The 21,780-nt window shown below is 72.8% G+C and carries 18 protein-coding genes; 9 read left to right on the forward strand and 9 right to left on the reverse strand.

What is annotated here, in order from left to right; genetic code table 11:
- Positions 1 to 62 precede the first annotated feature (62 nt).
- On the forward strand, positions 63 to 1,388 hold the full coding sequence (locus DFH01_RS27385) for an aspartate aminotransferase family protein (protein ID WP_109873713.1): 1,326 nt from the start codon (positions 63 to 65) through the stop codon (positions 1,386 to 1,388).
- Between the two features lie 15 nt (positions 1,389 to 1,403).
- Here the strand turns inward: DFH01_RS27385 and DFH01_RS27390 are convergent, their stop codons facing one another.
- Positions 1,404 to 1,790 (reverse strand): c-type cytochrome, encoded by a 387-nt coding sequence (locus tag DFH01_RS27390; protein WP_109873714.1) that lies wholly within the window; start codon positions 1,788 to 1,790, stop codon positions 1,404 to 1,406.
- 117 nt (positions 1,791 to 1,907) lie between these two features.
- Between DFH01_RS27390 and DFH01_RS27395 the strand changes: the two genes are divergently transcribed.
- Genes DFH01_RS27395 through DFH01_RS27420 form a run of 6 tightly spaced genes read left to right on the forward strand, consistent with a single transcriptional unit; the run spans position 1,908 to position 6,976 of the window.
- Entirely contained in the window at positions 1,908 to 2,681 is a 774-nt protein-coding gene (locus tag DFH01_RS27395) for an ABC transporter ATP-binding protein (RefSeq protein WP_109873715.1), read from the forward strand.
- A complete protein-coding gene (locus tag DFH01_RS27400; RefSeq protein ID WP_109873716.1) occupies positions 2,674 to 3,396 on the forward strand; it encodes an ABC transporter ATP-binding protein in 723 nt (240 codons plus the stop codon). The genes DFH01_RS27395 and DFH01_RS27400 overlap by 8 nt, the downstream gene beginning before the upstream one ends.
- A gap of 35 nt (positions 3,397 to 3,431) precedes the next feature.
- Positions 3,432 to 4,664 carry an ABC transporter substrate-binding protein gene (locus DFH01_RS27405; protein WP_109873717.1) on the forward strand — a complete coding sequence of 411 codons (1,233 nt, stop codon included), beginning with the start codon at positions 3,432 to 3,434 and terminating at the stop codon, positions 4,662 to 4,664.
- A gap of 34 nt (positions 4,665 to 4,698) precedes the next feature.
- On the forward strand, positions 4,699 to 5,571 hold the full coding sequence (locus DFH01_RS27410) for a branched-chain amino acid ABC transporter permease (RefSeq protein ID WP_109873718.1): 873 nt from the start codon (positions 4,699 to 4,701) through the stop codon (positions 5,569 to 5,571).
- Positions 5,571 to 6,485: a branched-chain amino acid ABC transporter permease gene (locus tag DFH01_RS27415; RefSeq protein WP_109873719.1), complete on the forward strand. Its 915-nt coding sequence runs from the start codon at positions 5,571 to 5,573 to the stop codon at positions 6,483 to 6,485. The genes DFH01_RS27410 and DFH01_RS27415 overlap by 1 nt, the downstream gene beginning before the upstream one ends.
- Complete coding sequence (locus DFH01_RS27420) at positions 6,482 to 6,976, forward strand: GAF domain-containing protein (protein WP_109873720.1); 495 nt, start codon at positions 6,482 to 6,484, stop codon at positions 6,974 to 6,976. Before DFH01_RS27415 ends, DFH01_RS27420 begins: the two co-directional genes overlap by 4 nt.
- Positions 6,977 to 7,124: 148 nt before the next feature.
- Here the strand turns inward: DFH01_RS27420 and DFH01_RS27425 are convergent, their stop codons facing one another.
- From DFH01_RS27425 to DFH01_RS27450, 6 genes are read right to left on the reverse strand one after another with little or no spacing between them, the layout of a single operon-like run.
- Complete coding sequence (locus tag DFH01_RS27425; protein WP_109873721.1) at positions 7,125 to 7,772, reverse strand: glutathione S-transferase family protein; 648 nt, start codon at positions 7,770 to 7,772, stop codon at positions 7,125 to 7,127.
- Positions 7,773 to 7,798: 26 nt separating this feature from the next.
- The gene (locus DFH01_RS27430) at positions 7,799 to 8,455 is read right to left on the reverse strand and encodes a glutathione S-transferase family protein (protein WP_109873722.1); all 657 of its coding nucleotides are present in this window, start codon (positions 8,453 to 8,455) and stop codon (positions 7,799 to 7,801) included.
- A complete protein-coding gene (locus DFH01_RS27435; RefSeq protein ID WP_109873723.1) occupies positions 8,452 to 9,675 on the reverse strand; it encodes a M24 family metallopeptidase in 1,224 nt (407 codons plus the stop codon). The genes DFH01_RS27430 and DFH01_RS27435 overlap by 4 nt, the downstream gene beginning before the upstream one ends.
- Before the next feature lie 52 nt (positions 9,676 to 9,727).
- Positions 9,728 to 10,603, reverse strand: a complete 876-nt coding sequence (locus tag DFH01_RS27440) for a DMT family transporter (RefSeq protein WP_109873724.1) — start codon at positions 10,601 to 10,603, stop codon at positions 9,728 to 9,730.
- Positions 10,604 to 10,612: 9 nt separating this feature from the next.
- Entirely contained in the window at positions 10,613 to 12,427 is a 1,815-nt protein-coding gene (locus DFH01_RS27445) for an ABC-F family ATP-binding cassette domain-containing protein (RefSeq protein ID WP_109873725.1), read from the reverse strand.
- Between the two features lie 60 nt (positions 12,428 to 12,487).
- Positions 12,488 to 12,691, reverse strand: coding sequence for a hypothetical protein (locus tag DFH01_RS27450; RefSeq protein WP_109873726.1), 204 nt, complete (start codon positions 12,689 to 12,691; stop codon positions 12,488 to 12,490).
- 264 nt (positions 12,692 to 12,955) lie between these two features.
- Here DFH01_RS27450 and DFH01_RS27455 point away from each other — a divergent pair, with 264 nt between their 5' ends.
- Positions 12,956 to 14,701, forward strand: a complete 1,746-nt coding sequence (locus tag DFH01_RS27455; RefSeq protein ID WP_109873727.1) for a metallophosphoesterase family protein — start codon at positions 12,956 to 12,958, stop codon at positions 14,699 to 14,701.
- Positions 14,702 to 14,861: 160 nt separating this feature from the next.
- Here DFH01_RS27455 and DFH01_RS27460 read toward each other — a convergent pair whose 3' ends face one another.
- Both DFH01_RS27460 and DFH01_RS27465 read right to left on the reverse strand, forming a co-directional pair.
- Entirely contained in the window at positions 14,862 to 18,686 is a 3,825-nt protein-coding gene (locus DFH01_RS27460) for a translocation/assembly module TamB domain-containing protein (RefSeq protein WP_146217167.1), read from the reverse strand.
- On the reverse strand, positions 18,670 to 20,535 hold the full coding sequence (locus tag DFH01_RS27465; protein WP_109873729.1) for an autotransporter assembly complex protein TamA: 1,866 nt from the start codon (positions 20,533 to 20,535) through the stop codon (positions 18,670 to 18,672). The genes DFH01_RS27460 and DFH01_RS27465 overlap by 17 nt, the downstream gene beginning before the upstream one ends.
- Before the next feature lie 79 nt (positions 20,536 to 20,614).
- Between DFH01_RS27465 and DFH01_RS27470 the strand changes: the two genes are divergently transcribed.
- On the forward strand, positions 20,615 to 21,766 hold the full coding sequence (locus tag DFH01_RS27470; RefSeq protein ID WP_109873730.1) for an amidohydrolase: 1,152 nt from the start codon (positions 20,615 to 20,617) through the stop codon (positions 21,764 to 21,766).
- Positions 21,767 to 21,780 lie beyond the last annotated feature (14 nt).

The following is a 21,780-nucleotide window of genomic DNA, read 5'->3' on the forward strand; positions in this document are numbered from 1 at the left end:
CCCGCTTGCGCGGGGCCGCCGGCTGCGGAAGGGTGGCTGACCGGCGAGGGGAGACCAAAGGCATGCACGGGCGCAACCTCACCCTGGACCACGCCCTGGCCGAGGCGCGGGAGACCTATGCGCGCCGCCGCCCCAAAAGCCGGGCGCGGCACGAGGAGGCCGCCGAGGTCATGCCCGGCGGCAACACGCGCACCGTGCTGTTCCATGGGCCATTCCCCTTCACCGTGATGCAGGGCGAGGGGTGCCGCGTCACCGATGCGGACGGGCTCGCCTATGTGAACATGGCGGGCGAATACACCGCGGGGCTGTTCGGCGCCTCCCACCCCGCGATCCGCGCCGCGGTGATCCGCGCGCTCGACGGCGGCCTGAACCTCACCGCGCATAACGCCTTCGAAGCGCGCTTCGCCCGGCTGGTCTGCGACCGCTTCCCCTCCATCGACCAGGTCCGCTTCACCAATTCGGGGACCGAGGCGAACCTGCTCGCGCTCGCCTGTGCGACCATCGCCACCGGCCGGCGCACCATCCTGGGCTTCGAGGGCGGCTACCACGGCAGCCTGTTCGGCTTCCCGCGCGGCGCGCCGCCGGCGGTGAACGTGCCGCACCGGGCCGTCGTCGCGCCCTACAACGACCTCGACGCCGCCCGCGCCGTCGCGCGGGAGAATGCGTCGGACCTCGCCGCGATCATCCTGGAGCCGATGCTCGGCGGCGGCGGCTGCATCCCGGCCGAGCAGTCCTTCCTCGAAGGCCTGCGCGCCCTGGCGGACGAGACCGGCGCCGTGCTGATCTTCGACGAGGTGATGACCAGCCGCCTCGCCCCCGGGGGCTTGCAGGAAGCCACCGGCGTCACGCCGGACCTGACCACGCTCGGCAAATACGTGGGCGGCGGCATGTCCTTCGGCGCCTTCGGCGGCCGCGCCGACCTCATGGCGATGTTCGATCCGCGCCGCGCCGACGCGGTGCCGCATGCCGGCACCTTCAACAACAACACGCTGACGATGTCGGCCGGCATCGCCGCGCTCGGCGAGATCTACACGCCGGCGGAGGCGGTGGCGCACAATGCCCGCGGCGATGCGCTGCGCGCCGCGCTGAACGCGATCGCGGCGCGCTGCGACGTGCCGGTGCAGGTGACCGGCCGCGGCAGCATGATGGCGTTCCATGTGACGCCGCAGGCGCCGCGCAACGCCGCGGAGGCCGCCGCGACGAACCAGCCCTTGAAGGAGCTGCTGTTCCTCGACCTGCTGGAGCGCGGCTTCTACGTCGCGCGCCGCGGCATGGTCGCGCTCTCTCTCGCGGTCGGGGAGGCGGAGCGTGCCGCCTTCACCGAGGCCGTGGGCGAGGTGCTGGCGCTGCGCGCCCCCCTGCTGCGGGAGGCGCGCAGCGCCGCCTGACTCAGTTCGCCTGACTCAGTTGGACTGCGACTGCAGGTAGGCGATCAGGTCCTTGCGCTGCTGCTCGTTGCGGATCCCGGCGAAGGCCATCGAGCCGCGCGGCACAAGGTCCTTCGGGTTCGTCAGGTAGCGGTCGAGATTCTCGGGCGTCCAGGTCAGGCCGCCCTGGGCCAGTTCCTGCATGTTCGCCGAATAGCGGAAGCCCTGGATGGAGCCGGCCTTGCGGCCGACGACGCCATGCAGGTTCGGGCCGACACCGTTGCGGCCGTTGTTCTCGATGACGTGGCAGGCGCGGCACTGGTTGAACACGCGCTGTCCGGCGGCGGCATCCTGGGCGAAGGCCGCCTGGTTCGCGCCGAGGGTCAGCGCCGCGGTGGCGGCCAGCAGCAGGCGATATGGCATGAAGGCGGTTTCTCCCTGAACACCCAACCCGGCGCTCCGGAATAAGAGGACGCTCCGGGGGCGCGCAAGGGGGGGCGCCCCTTCCTGCCCGCCAGGGGCGCGTGTAGCGTTCGCGTGATGACCGCCCCGTTGCTGGAGGTGCGCGGCCTCGTCCGGCGCTTCGGCGGGGTGGTGGCGCTGGATGGGCTGGACCTCGCGGTCCGGCGCGGCACCGTCACGGCGCTGATCGGCCCGAACGGCGCGGGCAAGTCCACGGCCTTCCAGTGCATCTCCGGGGTCATCCGGCCAGATGGCGGAAACGTCATCTTCGACGGGCAGGACATCACTGGTGCGCGACCGGATCGCGTGACCCGCGCCGGCCTTGTCCGCAGCTTCCAGATCGCGCGCGGCATCCCCCGCCTGACCGTGCTGGAGAACCTGCTGCTCTACGGCCAGCACCAGCCCGGCGAATCGCTCGCCGTTGCGCTGCTCGCGACGCAAGCGATGCGCCGGCGGGAGGAGGAGCTGCGCGCCCGCGCCGAGGCGATCGCCGCGCGGCTCAACCTCTCGCGCGTGCTGGACAACCAGGCGGCCGCGCTCTCCGGCGGCCAGAAGAAGCTGCTCGAGATCGGCCGCGCGCTGATGGCGGAGCCGAAGCTGCTGCTGCTGGACGAGCCCGTGGCCGGCGTGAACCCGACGCTGGCCGCCGAGATCGCGCGCCACATCGCGCATCTGCGAGAGGAAGGCATGACGGTGCTGGTGGTGGAGCACCACATGGATTTCGTCGCCTCGCTCTGCGACCCGGTGATCGTCATGGCCGAGGGGAAGCTTCTGGCGCAGGGCAGCTTCGAGAGCATCGCGAACGATGCGCGCGTGCAGGAAGCCTATATGGGGCGCCGCGTGCATGCCTGACGCCGCCGCGCTGCTGGAGGTCGAGGGCGTCGTCGGCGGCTATGGCGCGGCGGACGAGATCCTGAAGGGCATCACCGTCGCGCTCGCGCCCGCGCGCATGGCCGCGATCGTCGGGCCGAACGGGGCGGGCAAGTCCACGCTGCTGAAGGCCATCGCCGGGATCCTCAAGCCCAAGGCCGGAAGCATCCGCCTGCAGGGCAGGGCGCTGACCGGCCTGCCGCCTCGGTCCATCGCCGCCCAGGGCGTGGCCTTCGTGCCCCAGGAGGCGAACATCTTCGCCAGCCTCACGGTGCGCGAGAACCTGGAGATGGGCGGCTATCTCGAGCCCCGCGCCGTGGTGCGCGAGCGGACGGAGGCGCTGATGCAGCGCTTCCCCGTTCTGGCCGAGAAACGCCGCCGCGCGGCGCGCACCCTCTCGGGCGGGCAGCGGCAGATCCTCGCCATGGCGATGGCGCTGATGGTGCAGCCGAAGCTGCTGCTGCTGGACGAGCCCTCCGCCGGGCTGTCGCCCAAGGCCGCGGAATTCCTGTTCGATTCCATCGCCGCCATCCACGCCGAGGGCACCGCGATCCTGATGGTCGAGCAGAACGCGCTGGAGGCGCTTTCCATCGCCGAGGAGGGGATTGTGCTGGTGGATGGGCGCGTCGCGCGCACCGGCCAGGCCCAGGCGCTGGCCGCCGACCCCGAGGTGCGCCGCCTGTTCCTCGGCGGCTAGAGCGTGGCTACTGTGAACGACAGGGAGATGACAGCATGACCAAGTTCCGCATCGGCCGCCGCGCGGCCCTGCGTCGCGCCGCAGGCGCGCTCTACGCGACGAGCGCCGCCGGCGCCGTCTCGAGCTTCGCCATCGGCGGCAAGGCCTTCTCGCAAGGCGCGCCGATCGTGTTCGGCGCGCTGCCGCCGCTGACCGGCGCCGGCGGTCCCTATGGCCCCGCCATGCTGCGCGCCATCCAGGCGGTGGTGGAGGAAGCCAACGCCGCGGGCGGCATTCGCGGCCGGCAGATCCGCGTGGTGGCGGAGGACGACCAGACCAACCCCGATGCCGGCGTGCGCGGCGCGCGCAAGCTGATCGACGTGGACCGCGTCTCCGCCATGATGGGCACCTGGGCGAGCTCGGTGACGACCGCGGTCGCGCCGCTCTGCTGGGAGAACCGCGTGCCGCTGTTCACGGTCTCGGGCGCGGATTCCATCACGCTGCTGCCGCACCAGGGCTTCATCTTCCGCACCCAGCCCAACAGCAAGCTGCAGATCGAGACCGGCGCCGACTTCCTGCTGCGCCAGGGCGCGCGGCGCATCTTCCACCTGGCGGCGCAGTCGCCCTTCGCGCAGTCCAGCCAGGACGTGCTGGTTGCGAAATTCCGCGCCGCGGGCGGCGAGGTGGTGGGCTACACCGTCTATGAGCGCGAGAAGACCGCCTTCCGCTCCGAGGTGGACGCGATCATGCGCGCGCGCGCCGACACGGTGTTCCTCAACGGCTACCTGCCCGACGTGACGATCCTGCTGCGCGAGCTGTTCCGCGCCGGCTTCGACGGCCGCCGCTTCGCGCCCGCCTATGCGATCAACCAGAACCTGCTCAACAGCCTGCCGCATGAGGTGACGAACGGCGCCATGACCTGGCAGCCGAGCCCCGACGTGGACAGTGGCGCCTTCAAGCGGCTGGAGCGGCTGTTCGGCAACACGGCCGTGGACCCCTATTCGGCGCAGACCAACGACCACGCGGCGCTGGCGATCCTCGCAGCCGCCGCGGCCGGCGATGCCGGCGGCGTCGCGATCCGCGACAACGTCCGCCGCATCAGCCAGGGCGACGGCGAGAAGGTGGACAACGTGACGGACGGGCTGCGCGCGCTCGCGGCCGGCCGGGCGATCAACTACGAAGGCTCCTCCGGCCCCGTGGAGTTCGACGAGCGCGGCGACATCCGCGGCACCAAGTTCCGCTACGAGCGCGCCGCGGGCGGCCGCTTCGAGCTGGTCGAGCTGCGTTGATCCGCGTGTCAGGCGCCGTACCGAGTCCGGCGCGATGATCCAGGACTGGCGCGACATCGCCCAGATCCTGCTGAACGGGCTGATGACGGGCAGCATGCTGATGCTGCCCGCCATCGGCTTCACCACCATCTTCGCCGTGCTGCGCTATCCGAACTTCGCGGTCGCGGCCTATGCCACGGTGGGCGCCTTCGCGGGCTGGGTCGCCAACACGCAATGGGGCCTGCCGGCCGGGCTCGCGCTGGTCGCGGCCTTCCTCGTCGCCGGCGCCGTCGGGCTGCTGGCGGAGGAGGCGGCGCTGAAGCCGCTGCGCCCCTCCGGCCCGCTGACGGTCGCCATCGCCTCGGTCGCGCTGACCCTGCTGATCGAGAACATACTGCGCTTCTTCTTCGGCAACGAGCTGCGCGGCTACGACCTGCCGATCCTGCGCGACTGGCGCTTCGACGGCATCCGCATCGGGCCGCAGCAGGTGCAGAATACGCTCTATGCCTGCGCCGCCGCGGGCGCGCTCTTCGCGGTGCTGGCCTTCACGCGGCTCGGCCGCGCGATGCGCGCGGTGGCGGACAACCCGCAGCTCGCCGACATCAAGGGGGTGGATCCCGACCGCATCGCGCGCGTCGCGGTGTTCATCGGCGCGGGGCTGGCGGGCTTCGGGGGAATGCTGCTCGGCCTCGACACTTCGATCGACCCGCTGACCGGCTTCCGCGTGATCCTCTCGGTCTTCGCGGCCGCCGTGGTGGGCGGGCTCGGCTCGATCCCCGGCGCCGCGCTCGGTGCGCTGGTGGTGGGCATCGGGGAGGAGATGGCCGGCGTGCTGCTGGAGCCCGCCTACCGCACCGTCACCGCCTTCCTCGCCATCCTGCTTGTGCTGTCCATTCGCCCGCAGGGGCTGCTCGGGCGCGCCGCCTGATGGAAGCCTATATCGTCGCGATGCTGGTCTTCGCCGGCTTCTACGCGCTGATGGCGCTGGGGCTGAACGTGATCTGGGGCCTGGCCGGGATGGTCAATCTCGGCCTGGTCGGCTTCTTCGCAGTCGGCGCCTATGCTTCCGCGCTGCTGACCACGAAGCTGCTCTGGCCGATGCCGCTCGGATGGGCCGCGGGGGCCGCGATCGCCGCGGTGGCGGGCGGGATCATGGCGCTGATCGTGGCGCGGCTGCGCGGCGACTACCTGGCGATCGTGACGCTCGGCTTCGCCGAGGTGATCCGCCTCGTCGCCTCCAACGAGATCTGGCTGACCAACGGCACGGACGGCATCAGCGGCATCCCCGGCCCCTGGCGCGGCGATGTCTCGCCGCAGCAGTTCAACCTGATCTTCCTCGCGCTGGTCTGGTGCGCGGTGGGGATCGCCTTCCTGCTGCTTTCCCGCGCCTCCCACTCGCCCTTCGGCCGCGTGCTGCGCGCCGTGCGGGAGGACGAGGATGTCGCCGCGGTGGCGGGCAAGCCGGTGCTGTGGTTCAAGCTGCGCGCCTTCGCGCTGGGCGCGGCGGTGGTCGGCTTCGCCGGCGCGCTCTACGCCCACTACAACGCCTATATCGCGCCGGATGGCTTCGCGCCGCTGCTGACCATCTACATCGTGCTGGCGCTGACTGCGGGCGGCGTCGGCGCGATGCGCGGCGCGGTGGTCGGCGCGCTCTTCGTCGTCCTGCTGCTGGAAAGCACGCGCTTCCTCGCGCAGGAGATCCCGGGCGTCACGCCGGTGCAGAAGGCGGCGCTGCGGGAAAGCATCATCGCCCTGTCCCTGATCCTGCTGCTGCGGTTCCGCCCGCAGGGCCTGATCCCCGAACGCACCCGAACCCATTCTCGCCCTGGGGCAACGCCATGACCGATCCCGTTCCGCACCTGTCCGCCGTCGCCGCCGCCGCGGCGCAGCCCGGCCAGCCGGATCCGCTGTTCCGCGCGCTGGACGCGGCCTTCGCCGCGACGCTCGGCCACCGGCTGTTCACCATCCTGGTGATCCATCCCGGTGTGAAGGAAAGCCAGCGCTACTACACCAACATGCCGGAGGCCTATCCGATCGGCGGCCGCAAGCCGATCACCGACAGCTGGTGGTTCCAGAAGGTGGTGACCGGCGGCCAGCCCTGGATCGGCAAGGACTACGCCGACGTGCAGGCCGCCTTCTACGACCATGAGCTGATCCGCAGCCTGGGCTGCGAGAGCGCGCTCAACATCCCGGTGCGCTGGAACGGCACCACGCTCGGCACGCTGAACCTGCTGGACGCGGCGGGCCACTACGACGAATCGCAACTGCCGCTCGCGCAGGTCTTCGCCGGCCTGGCGGTCACCGGGATGTTGCAGGTGATCGCGAAGCGGTAAGGGAGCACGAACTCTTGCGGCCCGGCGTATTTCGGCCGGGCCGAGGCCGCGAATGCGGCCCGCCGCTTATGCGGCGAAGCCAAGGCCCGGAGGGCCGCCGGCGCTTGAGGTGCCTTTCCGCGTCAGCGGAAAGGCGCGCCAGACAGACTCACGCCGGCTCCTTGTTCCGCTCCTCCATCATGCGCTGGAAGGCCGGGCGGGCCTGGCATGCGGCGAGCCACGTCTTGACGTTCGGCGCCGCCTCGAACAGCTGCGGCGCGGGCTGGGCGTAGCGCATCACCTCGGCCAGGTTGAGGTCCGCCACGGTGAAGCGCCCGCCCACCAGGAAGCCATCCTTCGCCAGCGCCGCGTCCAGCACGGCGAAAGGCGCCTTCAGCGCGGCGACGGCGGCGGCGAGTTTCGCCGCGTCGCGCTCGGCCGGCGGCTTGCCGATGCTGTTGTAGAGCACCTCGATCGTGTGCGGCTCGGCCTCGGTCATCGCCCAGATCGTCCAGGCGGTCATCTGCGCATCCTCGGCCAGGTCCTTCGGCGCCAGCGCGCCGCCGGCCTTCTTCGCCATGTAGAGGTTGATCGCCAGCGATTCCGCCAGGACGAGATCGCCATCCTTCATCGCGGGAATGCGGCCGTTCGGATTGATGCGCAGGAATTCCGGCGAGCGCGTGTTGAGCGCCACGCCCGATCCCTCCGCGCGGCCGGCCTGGATCACCGGCACATGCTCGAAGGGCATGCCGAGCTCATGGGCGAGCCAGACATTGCGCGAGGCGCGGGAGCGCAGCACGCCGTAGATGGTCAGCATTTCTCTTTCCTTCCGTTGAAGGGGTTCTACAGGGCCGGCTCGGCGTCGCGCCGCGCCAGGATGGTGCGATAGGCCGGCCGCGCCTGGCAGGCGGCGAGCCACGCCTTCAGATGCGGCGCGCCCTCGAACGCCTCCGGCGCGGGCTGCGCGTAGCGGACGGTCTCGGCCAGCGCGATGTCGGCCACGGTGAAGCGTCCGCCGACCGGATGGCCCTGCGCCAGCACCTGCTCCAGCACGGCGAAGGGGCGGCGCAGTGCGGCGATGGCATCCACGACCTTCGCCTCGCTGCGCTGATCGGGCGGAAGCTGCACGCGGTTCATCAGGATGGCATGGCTGCGCGGCTCGATCTCGGTGGCGGCGAACAGCGTCCATTGCGCGATCCGCGCCGCCTCCGCGGGATCGGCGGCGCCGATGGGCCCGCCGTGCCGCTGCGCGAGGAACAGGTTGATCGCCAGCGATTCCGCCAGCACCACGCCATCCTCCTCCAGCACCGGGATGGAGCCGGCCGGGTTCAGCGCCAGGAAATCCGCGGAGCGCGTGTTGAACGGCGCATCCGGCGCCGCCGGATCGGCCAGGCGAAACGCCTGCATCACCGGCACCAGCCGATACGCCAGCCCCATCTCCTCCAGCGCCCAGATGCAGCGCAGCGCGCGGGAGCGATGCACGCCATACAGCGTGATCACGCGCGCCCCTCCAGTCCGAAGGGATCGTCCACGGAGCGTGCGGGCGGCGTCAGCCAGTCGGCGCCGCGTTCGGTGATGACGATGTGGTCCTCCAGCCGGATGCCGAACTCGCCATAGATCGCGATGGTCGGCTCGATGCTGCCGGTGTTGCCGACGGCGAGCGGCTGCTGGTTGCCGCCGACGAAATAGGGCGCCTCGTGCACGTCCATCCCGATGCCGTGGCCGGTGCGGTGCGGCAGGCCGGGCACCTTGTAGCCCGGCCCCATGCCGGCCTTCACCACCTCGCCCCGGCAGGCATCATCGATGGCGGCGCAGGGCGCGCCGGGCTTCGCGGCGGCGAAGCCGGCGGCCTGGGCGCGCTTCGCCAGGTTCCAGATCTCGCGCTGGCGCGGCGTCGGCGTGCCGAAGACGTAGCTGCGCGTGATGTCCGAGACATAGCCATGCAGCGGCGCGCCGACATCGATCAGCACCACGTCGCCCTCGGCCAGCGTCTGCGGATAGGGCACGCCATGCGGATAGGCGGTGGGCTCGCCGAACAGCACGATGGAGAAGGCGGGGCCGCTATCGAAGCCTGCGCGGCGATGCGCGGCGGCGAGGAACTCCCCGACCTCCGTCGTCGTCACCCCGGGCTGCAGGGCGCGCGCGGCGGCAGCGTGGATCTGCAGCGTCATGCCCATCGCCTGGCGCAGGATCGCGACCTCCTGCTCCGTCTTGCGTTCGCGCAGGTGGCTGGTGACGGGGCCGGAGGCGACGAAGCGGTGGTTCGGCAGCGCGCCGCGCATGCCCTCCGCCACGAAGACGCGGGCCATGTCGTCCAGCGCGACGGTGCCGCCGGCGACATCGGCCTCGCGCAGCATCTCGGTGAAGAGCGCGTAGGGATCTTCGTCCTCCTCCCAGCCGCGCACATCGCCGGGCAGCAGCAGCATGGTGCGCAGCCGCTCCACCTCGAAGGCGGGGCAGAGATAGGAGAGGGGGCCCTGCGCCGGTAGGATGGCGCCGACCGGGCGCTCGCTCTGGCCATGCTTCAGGCCGGTCAGCCAAGCGAGGTTCGTGGTGCCGTCCAGCCAGAGCGCGGCGATGCCGAGTTCGCGCATGCGTGCCTGCGCCCGCTCCACGCGGCGCGCATGCTCCTCCACGCCGATCGGCGGCACGGCGTCCCGCTGGTTGCGGATGCCCGCGAGTTCCGTGGCGAAGTCAGACCCGCCCACGCCCACCGTCATGCCTGCGATCCCTCTCCCCGGTCCCCTTCCATGCCACGTTCCGCGCCCGGCGTCAGCGGCGCCGCCCCTCGCTGAGCGCAAGGTAGATGCCCGCCGAGACCACGATGGCCGCGCCGGCCCAGGTGACCGTGTCCGGCCAGAGGCCGGTGACGATCACGCCCATGATCGTGGCGCCGATGATCTGCCAGTAGTGGAAGGGCGAGATCACCGCGGCCGGCGCATAGCTCATCGCCCGCGCGACGCAGTAATGCCCCGCCGCGCCGAAGGCGCCGACCGAGAGCATGGCGATCGCATCGCCCAGGCTCTGGGGCGTCACCCAGAAGAAGGGCGCGGCGAGGGAGAGCACCACCGCGCCGAGCAGCGCGCTGTAGAGCGCCGAGGTGTCCGCCCGGTCATGCGGCGCCACCATGCGCGTCAGCACCTGGTAGAAGGCGAAGGCGCAGGCACTGCCCAGCACCAGCAGCGAGGCCCACTGGAATTCCGGGCTGCCCGGGCGGATCACCACCAGCACGCCCGAGAAGGCGACGAGCACGGCGATCATGCGGCCGAGCCGCGGCCGCTCGCCCAGGATCGGCCAGGCCAGCAGCGCGACGATGAAGGGCGAGATGAAGCCGATCGCCGTCGCCTTCACCAGCGGGATGGACGCCAGCGCGGTGAAGTGGAAGCCGGTGGAGATCAGCTGCATCAGCGATCTGCCGAGCTGCGCCGCCGGCCGCCGCGTGGCGAAGACGCGCAAGCCGGCGGACGGCAGCATGATCGCCAGCATCACCACCAGATGCCCGGTGATGCGCGCCCAGACGATCTGCTCCGACGGGTAGCGCGGCGACAGCCACTGCACGAGGCCGGTCATCACCGGCAGCAGCGACGCCGCAAGCACCATGAAGCCGATGCCGAGCAGGACGCGCGGCTCGCGCGGCGTTGCGCTCATGCGCGAAGCCTAGCCTTCCAGTTCCTCGCGCAACAGTTCCAGGCGCAGCCATTCCTCCTCGGCGGCCTCGCGCTCCGCCTGCTTCTTGCCGAGCAGGCTGCTGCGCGCGGCGAAGCCGGCGGCGTCGCGGGCATAGAGCCCGGGATCGGCAAGCTGCGCCTGCAGGGCGGCGATCTCGCGTTCCAGCTGGGCGATGCGCGCTGGCAGCGTCTCCAGCGCATGCCGATCCTTGAAGGATATCTTTTGTTTCGTTGCGGGGCGTGCCGCTTCTTCGGTGGCGCGGGTCTCCGACTCCCGGCGCGGGACGTCCGAGACCTTGGCCTGCACGCCGCGGCCGCGCTGCGCGACCATGTCGGCATAGCCGCCCGCATAATCCTGCCAGCGCCCATCGCCCTCCCAGGCGATGACGTTGGTCGCGACACGATCAAGAAAATCGCGGTCGTGGCTGACGACGATGACCGTGCCCTGGTAATCTGACAGCAGCTCCTGCAACAGGTCGAGCGTCTCGAGGTCGAGGTCGTTGGTCGGCTCGTCCAGCACCAGCAGGTTGGAAGGCTGTGCCAGCGCGCGCGCCAGCATGAGCCTGCCGCGTTCCCCGCCCGAGAGCATGCCAACCGGCGTCCGGGCCTGCTCGGCAACGAACAGGAACTCCTTCATGTAGCCGACGACGTGCTTCGCCTCGCCGCCGACGCGGATCTGGTCGCCGCGGCCGCCGGTCAGCGCATCGGCAAGTGTCATGTCGGGATCGAGGCCGGCGCGCATCTGGTCCAGCGTGACCATCTGGAGATTGGTGCCGAGCCGCACCTCGCCCTCGTCGGGCGGCAGCGCGCCGGTCAGCATGCGCAGCAGCGTCGTCTTGCCCGCGCCGTTCGGCCCGACGATGCCGACGCGGTCGCCCCGCAGGATGCGCGTGGAGAATTTTTCAACCACTGGCGGCGCATCGCCGAAACGCTTGGAGATGTTGTCCGCGGCGATCACCAGCGTGCCGGAGCCGTCCGCCTCCGTCGCGGCCATGCGCACCGTGCCGACGGCGGCGACGCGTTCCTTGCGCCGCTTGCGCAGCTCCTGCAGGCCGGCCAGGCGCTTCACGTTGCGCTTGCGCCGAGCGGTCACGCCGTAGCGCAGCCAATGCTCCTCCCGCACGATCTTTCGGGCCAGCTTGTGGGCCTCTGCTTCTTCTTCTTCCAGCACGCGGTCGCGCCACGCCTCGAAGCCGGAAAAGCCCTCCTCCAGGCGTCGCGTCGTGCCGCGGTCCAGCCAGACCATCGCGCGCGAGAGGCGTTCCAGGAACCGGCGGTCATGGCTGATCAGCACCAGCGCGCCGCGCAGCTGCAGAAGCTCGGATTCAAGCCATTCGATCGCGGGCAGGTCGAGATGGTTGGTCGGCTCGTCCAGCAGCAGGATGTCCGGCCGCGGCGCCAGCACGCGGGCCAGCGCCGCCCGCCGCGCCTCGCCGCCGGAAAGTCGCGCCGGCGCTTCCTCCCCGGTCAGGCCGAGGCCCTCCAGCAAAACCCGCGCGCGATGCGGATCGTCGCCGGGCGCTAGGCCGGCCTCCACATAGGCGCCGGTCGTCGCGAAGCCGGCCAGGTCGGGCTCCTGCGGCAGGTAGCGCAGCGTGGCGCCGGGCTGCAGGAAGCGCGTGCCGCCATCGGCCTCGATCATGCCGGCGGCGACCTTCAGCAGCGTGGACTTGCCCGACCCGTTGCGCCCGACGAGCGCCACGCGCTCCCCGGCGCCCACCATCAGCTCCGCCCCGTCCAGCAGCCAGGAGGAACCGAGGCGCAGGCGGATGTCACGCAGATGGAGCAGCGGCGGCGGGGGCATCCGCCGGGGAATGGAGAGGCGCGGCCCCCGCGTCAACCGGCGGGGCCGCGCTGCCGGGTCTCAGGCCCGCAACGCCTCCGCCCCGCCGGCGTCGCGGCGCAGCTTCTCGAGCTTGCGGTCCGGGTCGCGGCCGGCCCTCAGGCAGTCTTCCGCCGTCGCGCCCCGGATCGGCTGCTGGTTCCGGCGCAGCGCCTCGATCCCCGCGCGCGGGGCGCGGCGGCGGCTGGCCTTGCCGACGCACCGTTCCATGTCCCGTCCGTCCATGCCATGTCTCCTCTCGTTGTGCGGCCGCGGCGCGGCCTTTCTTCTTCAATGGGAAGGCGGGGCGCGTGCCGCAACTCAACCGCGCTTGATTGCGCCACCGTGCCGTGCACAGCTTCCGGCCCTGGCCAAGGATGCGGGAAATGACGCGCGCGCCCGACCCCGCGATGACCGACGGCGCCGGGGGACGACGACCGCCCGCGCGTCACCGTGTCCTGCACGCGGCGCGGGCATGATTCGTCCTGCCCCCAACGGCATCGCGCGCCGATGACCTTCTCGGATCCGCGCGATGGCGACCTGGAGGATGACGCATCCTCCACGGTCAGCAAGACGCTGCTCGGCCATGCGGCCTCGATGCTGGTGGAGATCAGCCTGCCCAAGCTGGCGCTGGCCTTCGCGGCACTGGTCGTGCTGCCGGCGATCACGGTCGGCGCCGCGCCGATCGCGCTCGCCTGGTATGCCCGCACCGTGGCCGACAAGATCGCGGTCGGCTTCCATCTCTCCTTTGGGCTTCTCGTGCTCGCCGTGGCTCTCTTCGTCGCCTGGCGCTGGGGCCTGCGCATTGCGCGCTTCGTGGAGCAGAGCTTCTGGGGGCTCGGCGCGACGCTGGTGCAGCCGCTCTACACCGGCATCCGCGAGTTGATCGGCCGCGCGATCGAGGCGCTGGCGCCGACGCGGCGCTATGCCTTCGCGCGCACGCTGGCTGGCCTGCTGGCGGGGCTGCTGATCGCGTTGGTGGCGGGCGTCATCGCCTGGGGCCTCGGGCCGCTGCCACGCTTCGCCGTGCCGCTCTCCGCCACGCAGGACCTCTGGCCGGCGGCCGAAGCGGCGCTGCGCAACGCGGCCTGGGCGGTGGCCGTCTATCTCATCGTCGCCGCGCCGGCCTGGTCGCTCGCCGAGGCCTGGGCGGGGACGCCGCGCGACCTGCCGAAGTCGTTCGCGGACGGCGAGGCACGCTGGCGTGTCGCGCATCTCTCCGACATCCATCTGGTCGGCACGCGCTTCGGCTTCCGCCTGGAATGCGGCCGCGACGGGCCGCGCGGCAATGGCCGCTTCCTGCGCGCGCTGGAATTGCTGGAGGATGAGCACGCGGCGCGGCCGCTCGACTGGGTGCTGATCACCGGCGACATCACCGATGCCGCGCGCAACGAGGAATTCATCGCCTTCGAGGAGGCGATGGCGGTGCATCCGGCGCTGCGCGCGCGCACGCTGATCATCCCGGGCAACCACGACGTCAACATCGTGGACCGCGCCAATCCCGCGCGGCTCGAACTGCCGATCGCGCCCGGCGGCAAGCTGCGGCGGCTGCGCATGCTGGCGGCGATGGCGCGGCTGCAGGGCGGGCGCGTGCATGTGGTGGACCGCAAGTCGCGCCGGCTCGGCCCGACGCTGGATGCGTTCCTGGCGGCCGAGGGACGGGCCGAGGCGCTGGCGCGCTTCATGGATCGCGGCAGGCTGCACGACGGTCGCCTCGCGCGCACGGTCTGGGACGAGAGCTTCCCGCTCGTCGCGCCGCCCGATGCGCCGGACGGGCTCGGCGTGCTGCTGCTCGATTCCAACGGGCGGACGCACTTCTCCTTCACCAATGCGCTCGGCATCGTGGATGCCGCGCAGATGCATGCGGCGGAGGCGGCGATGCGCCAGTATCCCGCGGCGCGCTGGCTGGTCTGCCTGCATCATCACCTGGTGGAGTATCCGCGCCCTGGCGCGAAGCTCGCGGACCGCATCGGGACGGCGCTGGTGAACGGGCATTGGGTGGTGTGGCGGCTGCGGCGCGATGCGCGGCGGATCGTCGCGCTGCACGGGCACCGGCACTACGACTGGATGGGGCAGTGCGGCGGGGTGCGCATCCTCTCCGCGCCCTCGCCGGTGATGGGGGCGATGGATTTCGCGGAACGCTGGTTCTGGCTGCACGGCTTCGCGCCGGGGGAGGGCGGCGCGCTGGAGATGCTGGCGCCGCGACGCGTGGTGGTGCCGGGGGAGGGCGCTCGCCCCGGTTCTGACGCCGGCTGACGGTTGCGCCCCCACCCCGACCCTCCCCCGCTACGCAGGGGAGGGAGCTGCCTGCGCTGACGATCCCTCTCCCGCTGTGCGGGGGAGGGTGCCCTCGCGCAGCGACGGCGGGTGGGGGCGCGACCGGCAGTACAGAACGGCTGAGCGCCAGCGCACCCCCCTACCGCCCCCACTCCCATTCGTAGCTGAGGCCCACGCGGTTCCCCGCCTCTCTGTCGCCGGTCTCGGCCTCCAGCCGCAGCCGCGGGCCGAGATCCACGCGCACGCCGACGCGGCTCGATCCCGGCTCGGTGCCCTGCTTCACGCCGACATAGACGCCCTCCGCCACGTAGCGCCCGGCTTCCAGCGTCGCGCCCGCGCGGTCCTCGGCGGATGTGGTGCGGGAGGCGCGCTCGCTCTCGCTGCCGACGGCAAGCCGGTCGAGCCCCAGGTTGCGCCGGATGCGCTCCAGGAAGCCGCTCGCCGCATCGCCGCCCGGCAGCCCGGCCGCACCCGCCAGCACCGAGGCGATCTGCGCGATCTCGAAGGGCGAGAGCTGGCGCAGCGGGCGGTCGAAGAGCAGCCGCGCCAGCACCTCGTCCTGCGGCAGCTCCGGCGTGGAGGAGAAGACGATCTGCGGCTGCGTCGGCGACCCCGTCACCTCGACGCGCGCGTTGACGCCGCCCACCTGGCTGGTGGCGCGCAGGTCGAGCTCCGGCAGCAGGCCGCCGCGCCAATCCAGGCGCCCGCGGTCGAAGGCGATGCGCCGGCCGATGACGGTGATGTCGCCGCGGCGCATCTCCAGGTCGCCGGTGATGTCCGGCGCGGCGATGGTGCCGCCGACCGCGAGCTCGCCGCCAAGCTCGGCATCCAGGCCGCGGCCGCGCACATAGACGTTGCGCGGCGCATTCACGGCGATGGCGAGGTTGATCACCGGCCCGGCGGCGGGCTCGGCCGCATCGGCAGGCGCCGGCACTCGCCGGGCGGGGCGCGGCGCGCGGCCTGGCGGCGTGCCGATCTCCCGCACCGGCTCCAGCACGCGGACGCCGGCGGGCAGGCTTTCGGGGATGCGGATCTCGGCGCGGCGGATGCGCACCGGCCCGCCCAGCGTGGCGCTGCCGGCGAGCTGGCCGACGAGGCGCAGTTCGGCGTCGAGCGTCGCGCGGATCAGGTCGCTGGCGATGGGCTGGGCGTTGGCGGCGACAAGCTGCAGATCCACCGGCATGCCCGCCTCCAGCGGCGCAATGGTCCCGTTCAGCGCCAGCGTGCCCTGGTTCCCGGCGCGGCCGGTCAGGTCGGCGCGCAGCCGCTGGCCGTCGGGGCGCAGCACGCCGGCAAGCTGGCTGATGTTCACGCCGGTGACGGGGTTCCGGTAGGAGCCGTTCGCAAGCCGCGCCTCGCCGCCCAGCACCGGCGCGTTCAGCGTGCCACTGGCGCGCAGCGCTAAGGTGAGGCGCCCCGTCACCCGGTCGGCGCCGGCGGCGAGGAAGGGGCTGGTCAGGGCGGCCAGGTCCACATTGCCGTTCAGCGTCGCCTCGAAGGGCGCGGCCGCGCCCGGCCCCTGCGGGAAGCGCGCGGTGGCGGCAAGCCGCTGCTGCGGCCCGACGCGCAGATCGGCATCGGCCGTGAGCAGCCCCGCGCCGGTGCGCTGAAGGTCGAGCCGCAGCTCCGCCGGCGGCAGCGCGCGCGCCGCTTCCGGCCCGGCGCGCAGCCCGCGGCCGCGCAGGCTCGCGGTGATCTCGGGCGAGGCGACGGGGCCGGTGATGCGCGCCTCGCCGGTCAGGGTGCCGACCGGGTTCACCGCGGGGACCAGCGGCGCGAAGGCGCCGAGGTTGAGGCTCGCCAGCGTCGCGCGGATATCGGCGCGCTCGGGGCCCCATGTGCCTTCCGCGCGCAGCGTGCCGTCGCGCGGCAGGGCGAGGCGCGTCTCCGCGATCTCCACCGCGCCGTCCGGGCGCAGCGTGACGCGCGTGGGCGCCGCAAGCCGGATCGTCTCGCCCTGCGTCGTGGCGCGCAGCGCGGCCAGCTCGACGCGCCGCGCGCCGTCCTGCAGCGCCAGCACGCGCCCGCGCGCCTCCGCCTGCACCTCGTTCGCGGTGCCGGCGAGCGCAACGTCCAGCGCATCGAGCGGGCCTTCCACCTTCGCGGAGACGTCGCGCGCCGTCACGCCGAAGCCGGCGAAGCGCGGCGCCGAAAGCTCCGCAGTGACGCGCTGCGTGCCGTTCTCGACGCTGCCGCGCGCCTGAAGGGTCAGCGCGCCCTCGATCTGCTGGCCAAGCAGGCGGCCGAGCGGGGCAAGCTGCTCCGCCTCCAGCCGCGCCTCGCCTTCGGCCAGCAGCGCCGTCGGCTGCACGCGGCCGGAGGCCGCCAGGCGCGCGGGGCCGAGCCGCGCCTCGGCCGATTGCAGGCGCAGCCAGCCCGCATCCTCGGGCGTGCCGCGCAGCGAGAGCGCGACGGGAAGCTCCTGCAGCGTGGCGGCGAGGCGCGCATCGACATCCGGCCGCGTCGCCGGGTTGGCGATGCGCGCATCGAGCGACAGCGCCTCCAGCACGCGCCCCGCCGCTTCCAGCCGGTCGGACCGCGCGGTGACGGTGAGCGTGGGATCGGCCACCGGCCCGGTCGCCGTGCCCTGCAGGCTGAGCGCGCCGGTGAGGCCGGGAACGGCCGCTTCAGGCGCCGAGACATTCGCGGCGAAGGTGAGGTCCAGCGTCTCGCCCACGCGCCCCTCCGCCGTCGCCTCCAGCGCTTGGCCCGTCAGGGAGAAGGCCTCGATCCGGTCGGGCGCGGCGGCGCGCAGCGTCACGCGCGGCGCGGCGCCGAGCAGTGCCTGCAACGGCTCGATCGCGCTGGTGAAGCCCTCGGGCGCCGCGGTGAGCGCGACGAGCGGCGCATCCAGCGGCCCGCTGACCTGCCCCTCCGCGCGCAGCGCCTGCCAGCCCACCGTGTCGGGCGGCAGCAGCCCCGCGAAGGCGTCCGACGCGGCGAGATCGGCCGCGACGCTGATCTGGCTGCGCGGCCCGGACAGGTCGAGCCGGCCCTGCGCGGCGACGCTGCCAGCGTCGCCAGCGACGCGCAGCGTGCGCAGGTCGAAAACGCCATCCGGCATGCGGCTGGTGTCGAGACGGATCTCCACCGGCCCGGCCAGCCTGGCGAGCGGCGGCTGCAGCAGGCCCGACGCATCCACCTGGCCGGTCAGCGCGACGCCGAGGCGCGAGGTGTCGGGCGCGGCGAGCGTGCCCTCCACATCCGCGCTCACGCCCTCGCCGGCGGTGGCGCGCAGCGTGAAGGCCGCCTGCTCCGACGGCCCGTCCAGCGTGAGGTCGAGCGCGATCGGCCGCTCGCCCAGCCCTGCGACGCGCGACAGCGCGCCCCCCGCATCGCCGCGCAGCGTCGCGGCGGCGTTCAGCCGCCCGGTGCCGGGCCGCAGCGTCGCCTGCAGCGTCAGCACCGCGCCGCCCTCGATCAGCGAGGCATCGAGCGACAGGTCGAGCCCCGCATCGTCCAGCCGGAGCCCGCCGGTGGCGGAGAGCGCCACGGGCTCGCCCAGCAGCGCCTCGTCCAGCTGCAGCCGCTCGATGCGCAGCCGGTCCACCCGGACCGCGACCGGCAGCTCCGGCAGGTCGGGGATCAGCTGCCCTGGCGGCGCATCGCGCGGCGCCGGCGTGTCGGAAACCGGGGCGCGATGCACCACCAGCCGCTGCGCGGTCAGTTGCCGTATCTCAACACGGCGGCGCAGCAGGGCGGTGGGCGACCACTCCACGCTGCCCTCCTCGATCTCCAGCCAGACGCCCTGCTGGTCGGACAGCGTCAGCCGCGCGAAGCCGGGGCTCGAGGAGAGCGGGTTGCGCAGGCCCTGGATGCCGAGGCCGGGCACCAGCGATTCCAGCTGCCGCTCCACCCAGGTGCCGCGCGCCGCATCCTGCGCGCCGACTGGCAGCGCCAGCGCGAGCAGCAGCAGCGCCAGCGCGAGGACGCGCCAGCGGTGGCGGCTAAAACGCCTGGCCAAGGCCGACATAGATGCCATAGCCGGTATCGCCCGGCTCCTTGCTGAGGGGGACCGCCACGTCGATGCGCAGCGGCCCGATCGCCGTGGCATAGCGCAGGCCGAGGCCGGCGCCGAAGCGCATATCGCCGAAATCCGGCGTCTCGGAGTCCGAGGCGGTGCCGCCATCGAGGAAGGCGACCACGCCGATCGGGCCCGAGACGCGCTGGCGCAGCTCGACGGACACTTCCGCGAGGCTCGCGCCGCCGGTCAGCCGGCCCTGCGCGTCGCGCGGCCCGATGCGCTGGAAGCCGTAGCCGCGCACCGATCCGCCGCCGCCCGCATAGAAGCGCTTGTCGAGCGGCGCCGCCGCGCTGTCGCCCAGCAGGGTTCCTGCCGTCGCGCGCAGCGCGATCACCGATCCGCCATCGCCCGTCACGTCGTAATAGGTGCGCGCGCTGCCGAGCGCCCGGGCGAAGGTGCCGCCTTCCAGCAGGTCGTAATAGGGCGTCAGCGCGACATCGAGCCGCCAGCCGCGCCGCGGATCGAGCAGCGAATCCGTCGCGTCGTAGCGCACCGCGCCGACGAACCCGACCAGGTCGAAGGGATCGAGCGGACCGCCCGGCGGGCCGATCTGCCCGGTCTCGAAGATCGGGCCGCCGCGCAGCAGCCAGCGGTCACCCACGCGCCGTTCCAGCAGCGCGGAGGCGATGAGGGCGTCGCGGTCATAGGCGTTCAGCTGCTCGCGCAGCGCCGTCCCCTCCAGGATCAGCGTGGTCAGCCCGTCGAACAGGCCGGGCCGGCGGAAGATCGCGCTGGCGCGGTAGTTGGTGTCCGCGGTGATGCTGCCCGAGCCGAGGCGCGAGGCCTCCGCCTCCAGCCGCAGCGTCTCGGCGTTGCCGAACAGGTTGCGCCGTTCGTAGTAGACGCGGCCGGAGATGCCGAACTCGGTCTCGTAGGAAATCGTGAAGCCCGCCGCGTTGCGCGGCCGGTCTGCCACCGCGAAGGTCACCGGCAGGCGGCCGGCGGCGTCCAGCCGCTCCCCCGTGCGCGCACGCACCGTGTCGAAGGCGCCGAGTGCCAGCAATTCGCGCCGCGCGCGCTCGAGCCGGGCGGGGGAGAAGCGCTCCCCGGTGATCCGGTCGGCGACGCGATGGACCAGCGCCGGGTTCACCCGCGTCTCGCCGGTGATGTCGGGCGTGGCGAATTCCGCCATCGGCCCCGGCGAGAGGGTCCAGACCACATCCATCCGCTGCGCCTCGTGGTCCACCGTGACCTCGCGGTCCACCACGGATGCCAGCGGATGGCCCTGCCGGCGCAGCCGGTCGATCAGCGCCTCCTCGGCATCCAGCACGGGGCCGGAGGCGGCCGGGTCGCCGGGCGCGAGGCCGGGCGGGTCGCCCAGCGCCGCGACATCCGCCGCCTCGGCCGGGGAGGCGGGGCGCAACGCGATGCGGCGCAGCGTGTAGCGTGGCCCGGGGATGACCCGGACCTCGACCGCCACGCCGGACGGCGCGGCGGCGGCCAAGCGGTCCGCGATGCCCGTGGTCTCGGCCGGCTCGCCGCCGATCCGCACCTCCACCCTTCCGGCCCAGTAGCCGCGGGCATGCAGCACCTCCTCCAGCCTGCGGGGCTCGGCGCGCGCACGCGCCACCAGGCCATAGGCGTCCACCGGCGCCGGCCCGGCCAGGGCGCGCAGCTGGGAAGCCTGCTCCAGCGCAGGGTCGAGCTCATCCTCGCCGGTCGGGACCAGCGTGGTCGTATACGGAATAATGCCCTCCTGCGGCTCCGCCGGCGGCTCCTGCGCGGCGGCGGGCAGGGCAAGCAGAAGGCACAGGATCAGAAGAAGCGCGCGCGTCTGGATCGTCCTCACCGGGCAACAAGCGTCATCGGTCCGCCCGGGTTGCAACGCGGGGGTGGAGCAGCCCGCACGGACCGGCTACTCATCTGCCATGGATTCCGCCTTTGCCGAGACCCTGACCGCCTGGCGCCGGCATCTTCATGCGAATCCAGGCCTCACGCTGGCGGAGCAGCATACCGCGGCTTTCGTTGCGGCAAAGCTCCGCGAGATGGGCGTGACCGAGATCGCGGAGGGCGTCGGCGGGCATGGCGTCGTCGCCACGTTGCGCCGCGGCGGCGGCAACCGCAGCGTCGGCCTTCGCGGCGACATGGATGCGCTGCCGATCGAGGAACAGAACCCCGCGCTGCCCTGGCGCTCCACCGTGCCCGGCGTGATGCATGCCTGCGGGCATGACGGCCACACCACCGCGCTGCTCGGCGCGGCGAAGCTGCTGCTGGACGATCCCTCCTGGACCGGCGCCGTCCATCTCGTGTTCCAGCCCGCGGAGGAAGGCGGCGGCGGCGCGAAGCGGATGGTGGAGGAGGGGCTGTTCCGCCGCTTCCCGATGGAGCGCATCTTCGGCTGGCACAACTGGCCGGGCCTGCCGGCCGGCACCATCGCGGTGCATGAGAAGGCCGTGATGGCCGCGGGCTGCCGCTTCGAGGTGACCTTCGACGGCCACGCCGCGCATGCCGCGCTGCCGCACCTGTCGCGCGACCCGATGGTGGCGGCGGGGCATTGCATCGTCGCGCTGCAGAGCGTGGTGGCGCGCAACCTCGACCCGCTGGCGGGCGGCGTGGTCAGCGTGACGATCGTGGAGGGCGGCGAGGCGGTGAACCAGATCCCCCGCCGCGTCGTGCTGAAGGGCACCGCGCGCTGGCTCGACCCCAAGGCCGGCGAGGCGATCCGGGAGGGCATGCACCGCATCGGCCAGGGCATCGCCGCGACCTTCGGCGTGGAGGCGGCGGTGCTTTGGAAGGTCGGCGTCGAGGCCACAGTGAACCACCCCGCCGAGCGGGAACTCGCCGCCGAGGCCGCGGCCGCCGTCGCGCCGGTCCGCCGCGACGTGCCGCCGGCGATGACGGGCGAGGATTTCTGCTGGTTCCTGAAGGAGGTGCCGGGCGCCTTCGTCTGGATCGGCAACGGCCCGGCCGAGGACGGGCGCGAACTGCACCACCCGCGCTACGACTTCAACGACGCCATCCTGCCGGTCGCGAGCGGCTTCCTGGCCGAGACGGCGAAGCGGGCGCTTCGCGCGGGCTGAGATCACCGGCCGGC

Origin of the sequence: Falsiroseomonas bella, assembly GCF_003173615.1 — a bacterium.
GTDB classification, from domain to species: domain Bacteria; phylum Pseudomonadota; class Alphaproteobacteria; order Acetobacterales; family Acetobacteraceae; genus Falsiroseomonas; species Falsiroseomonas bella.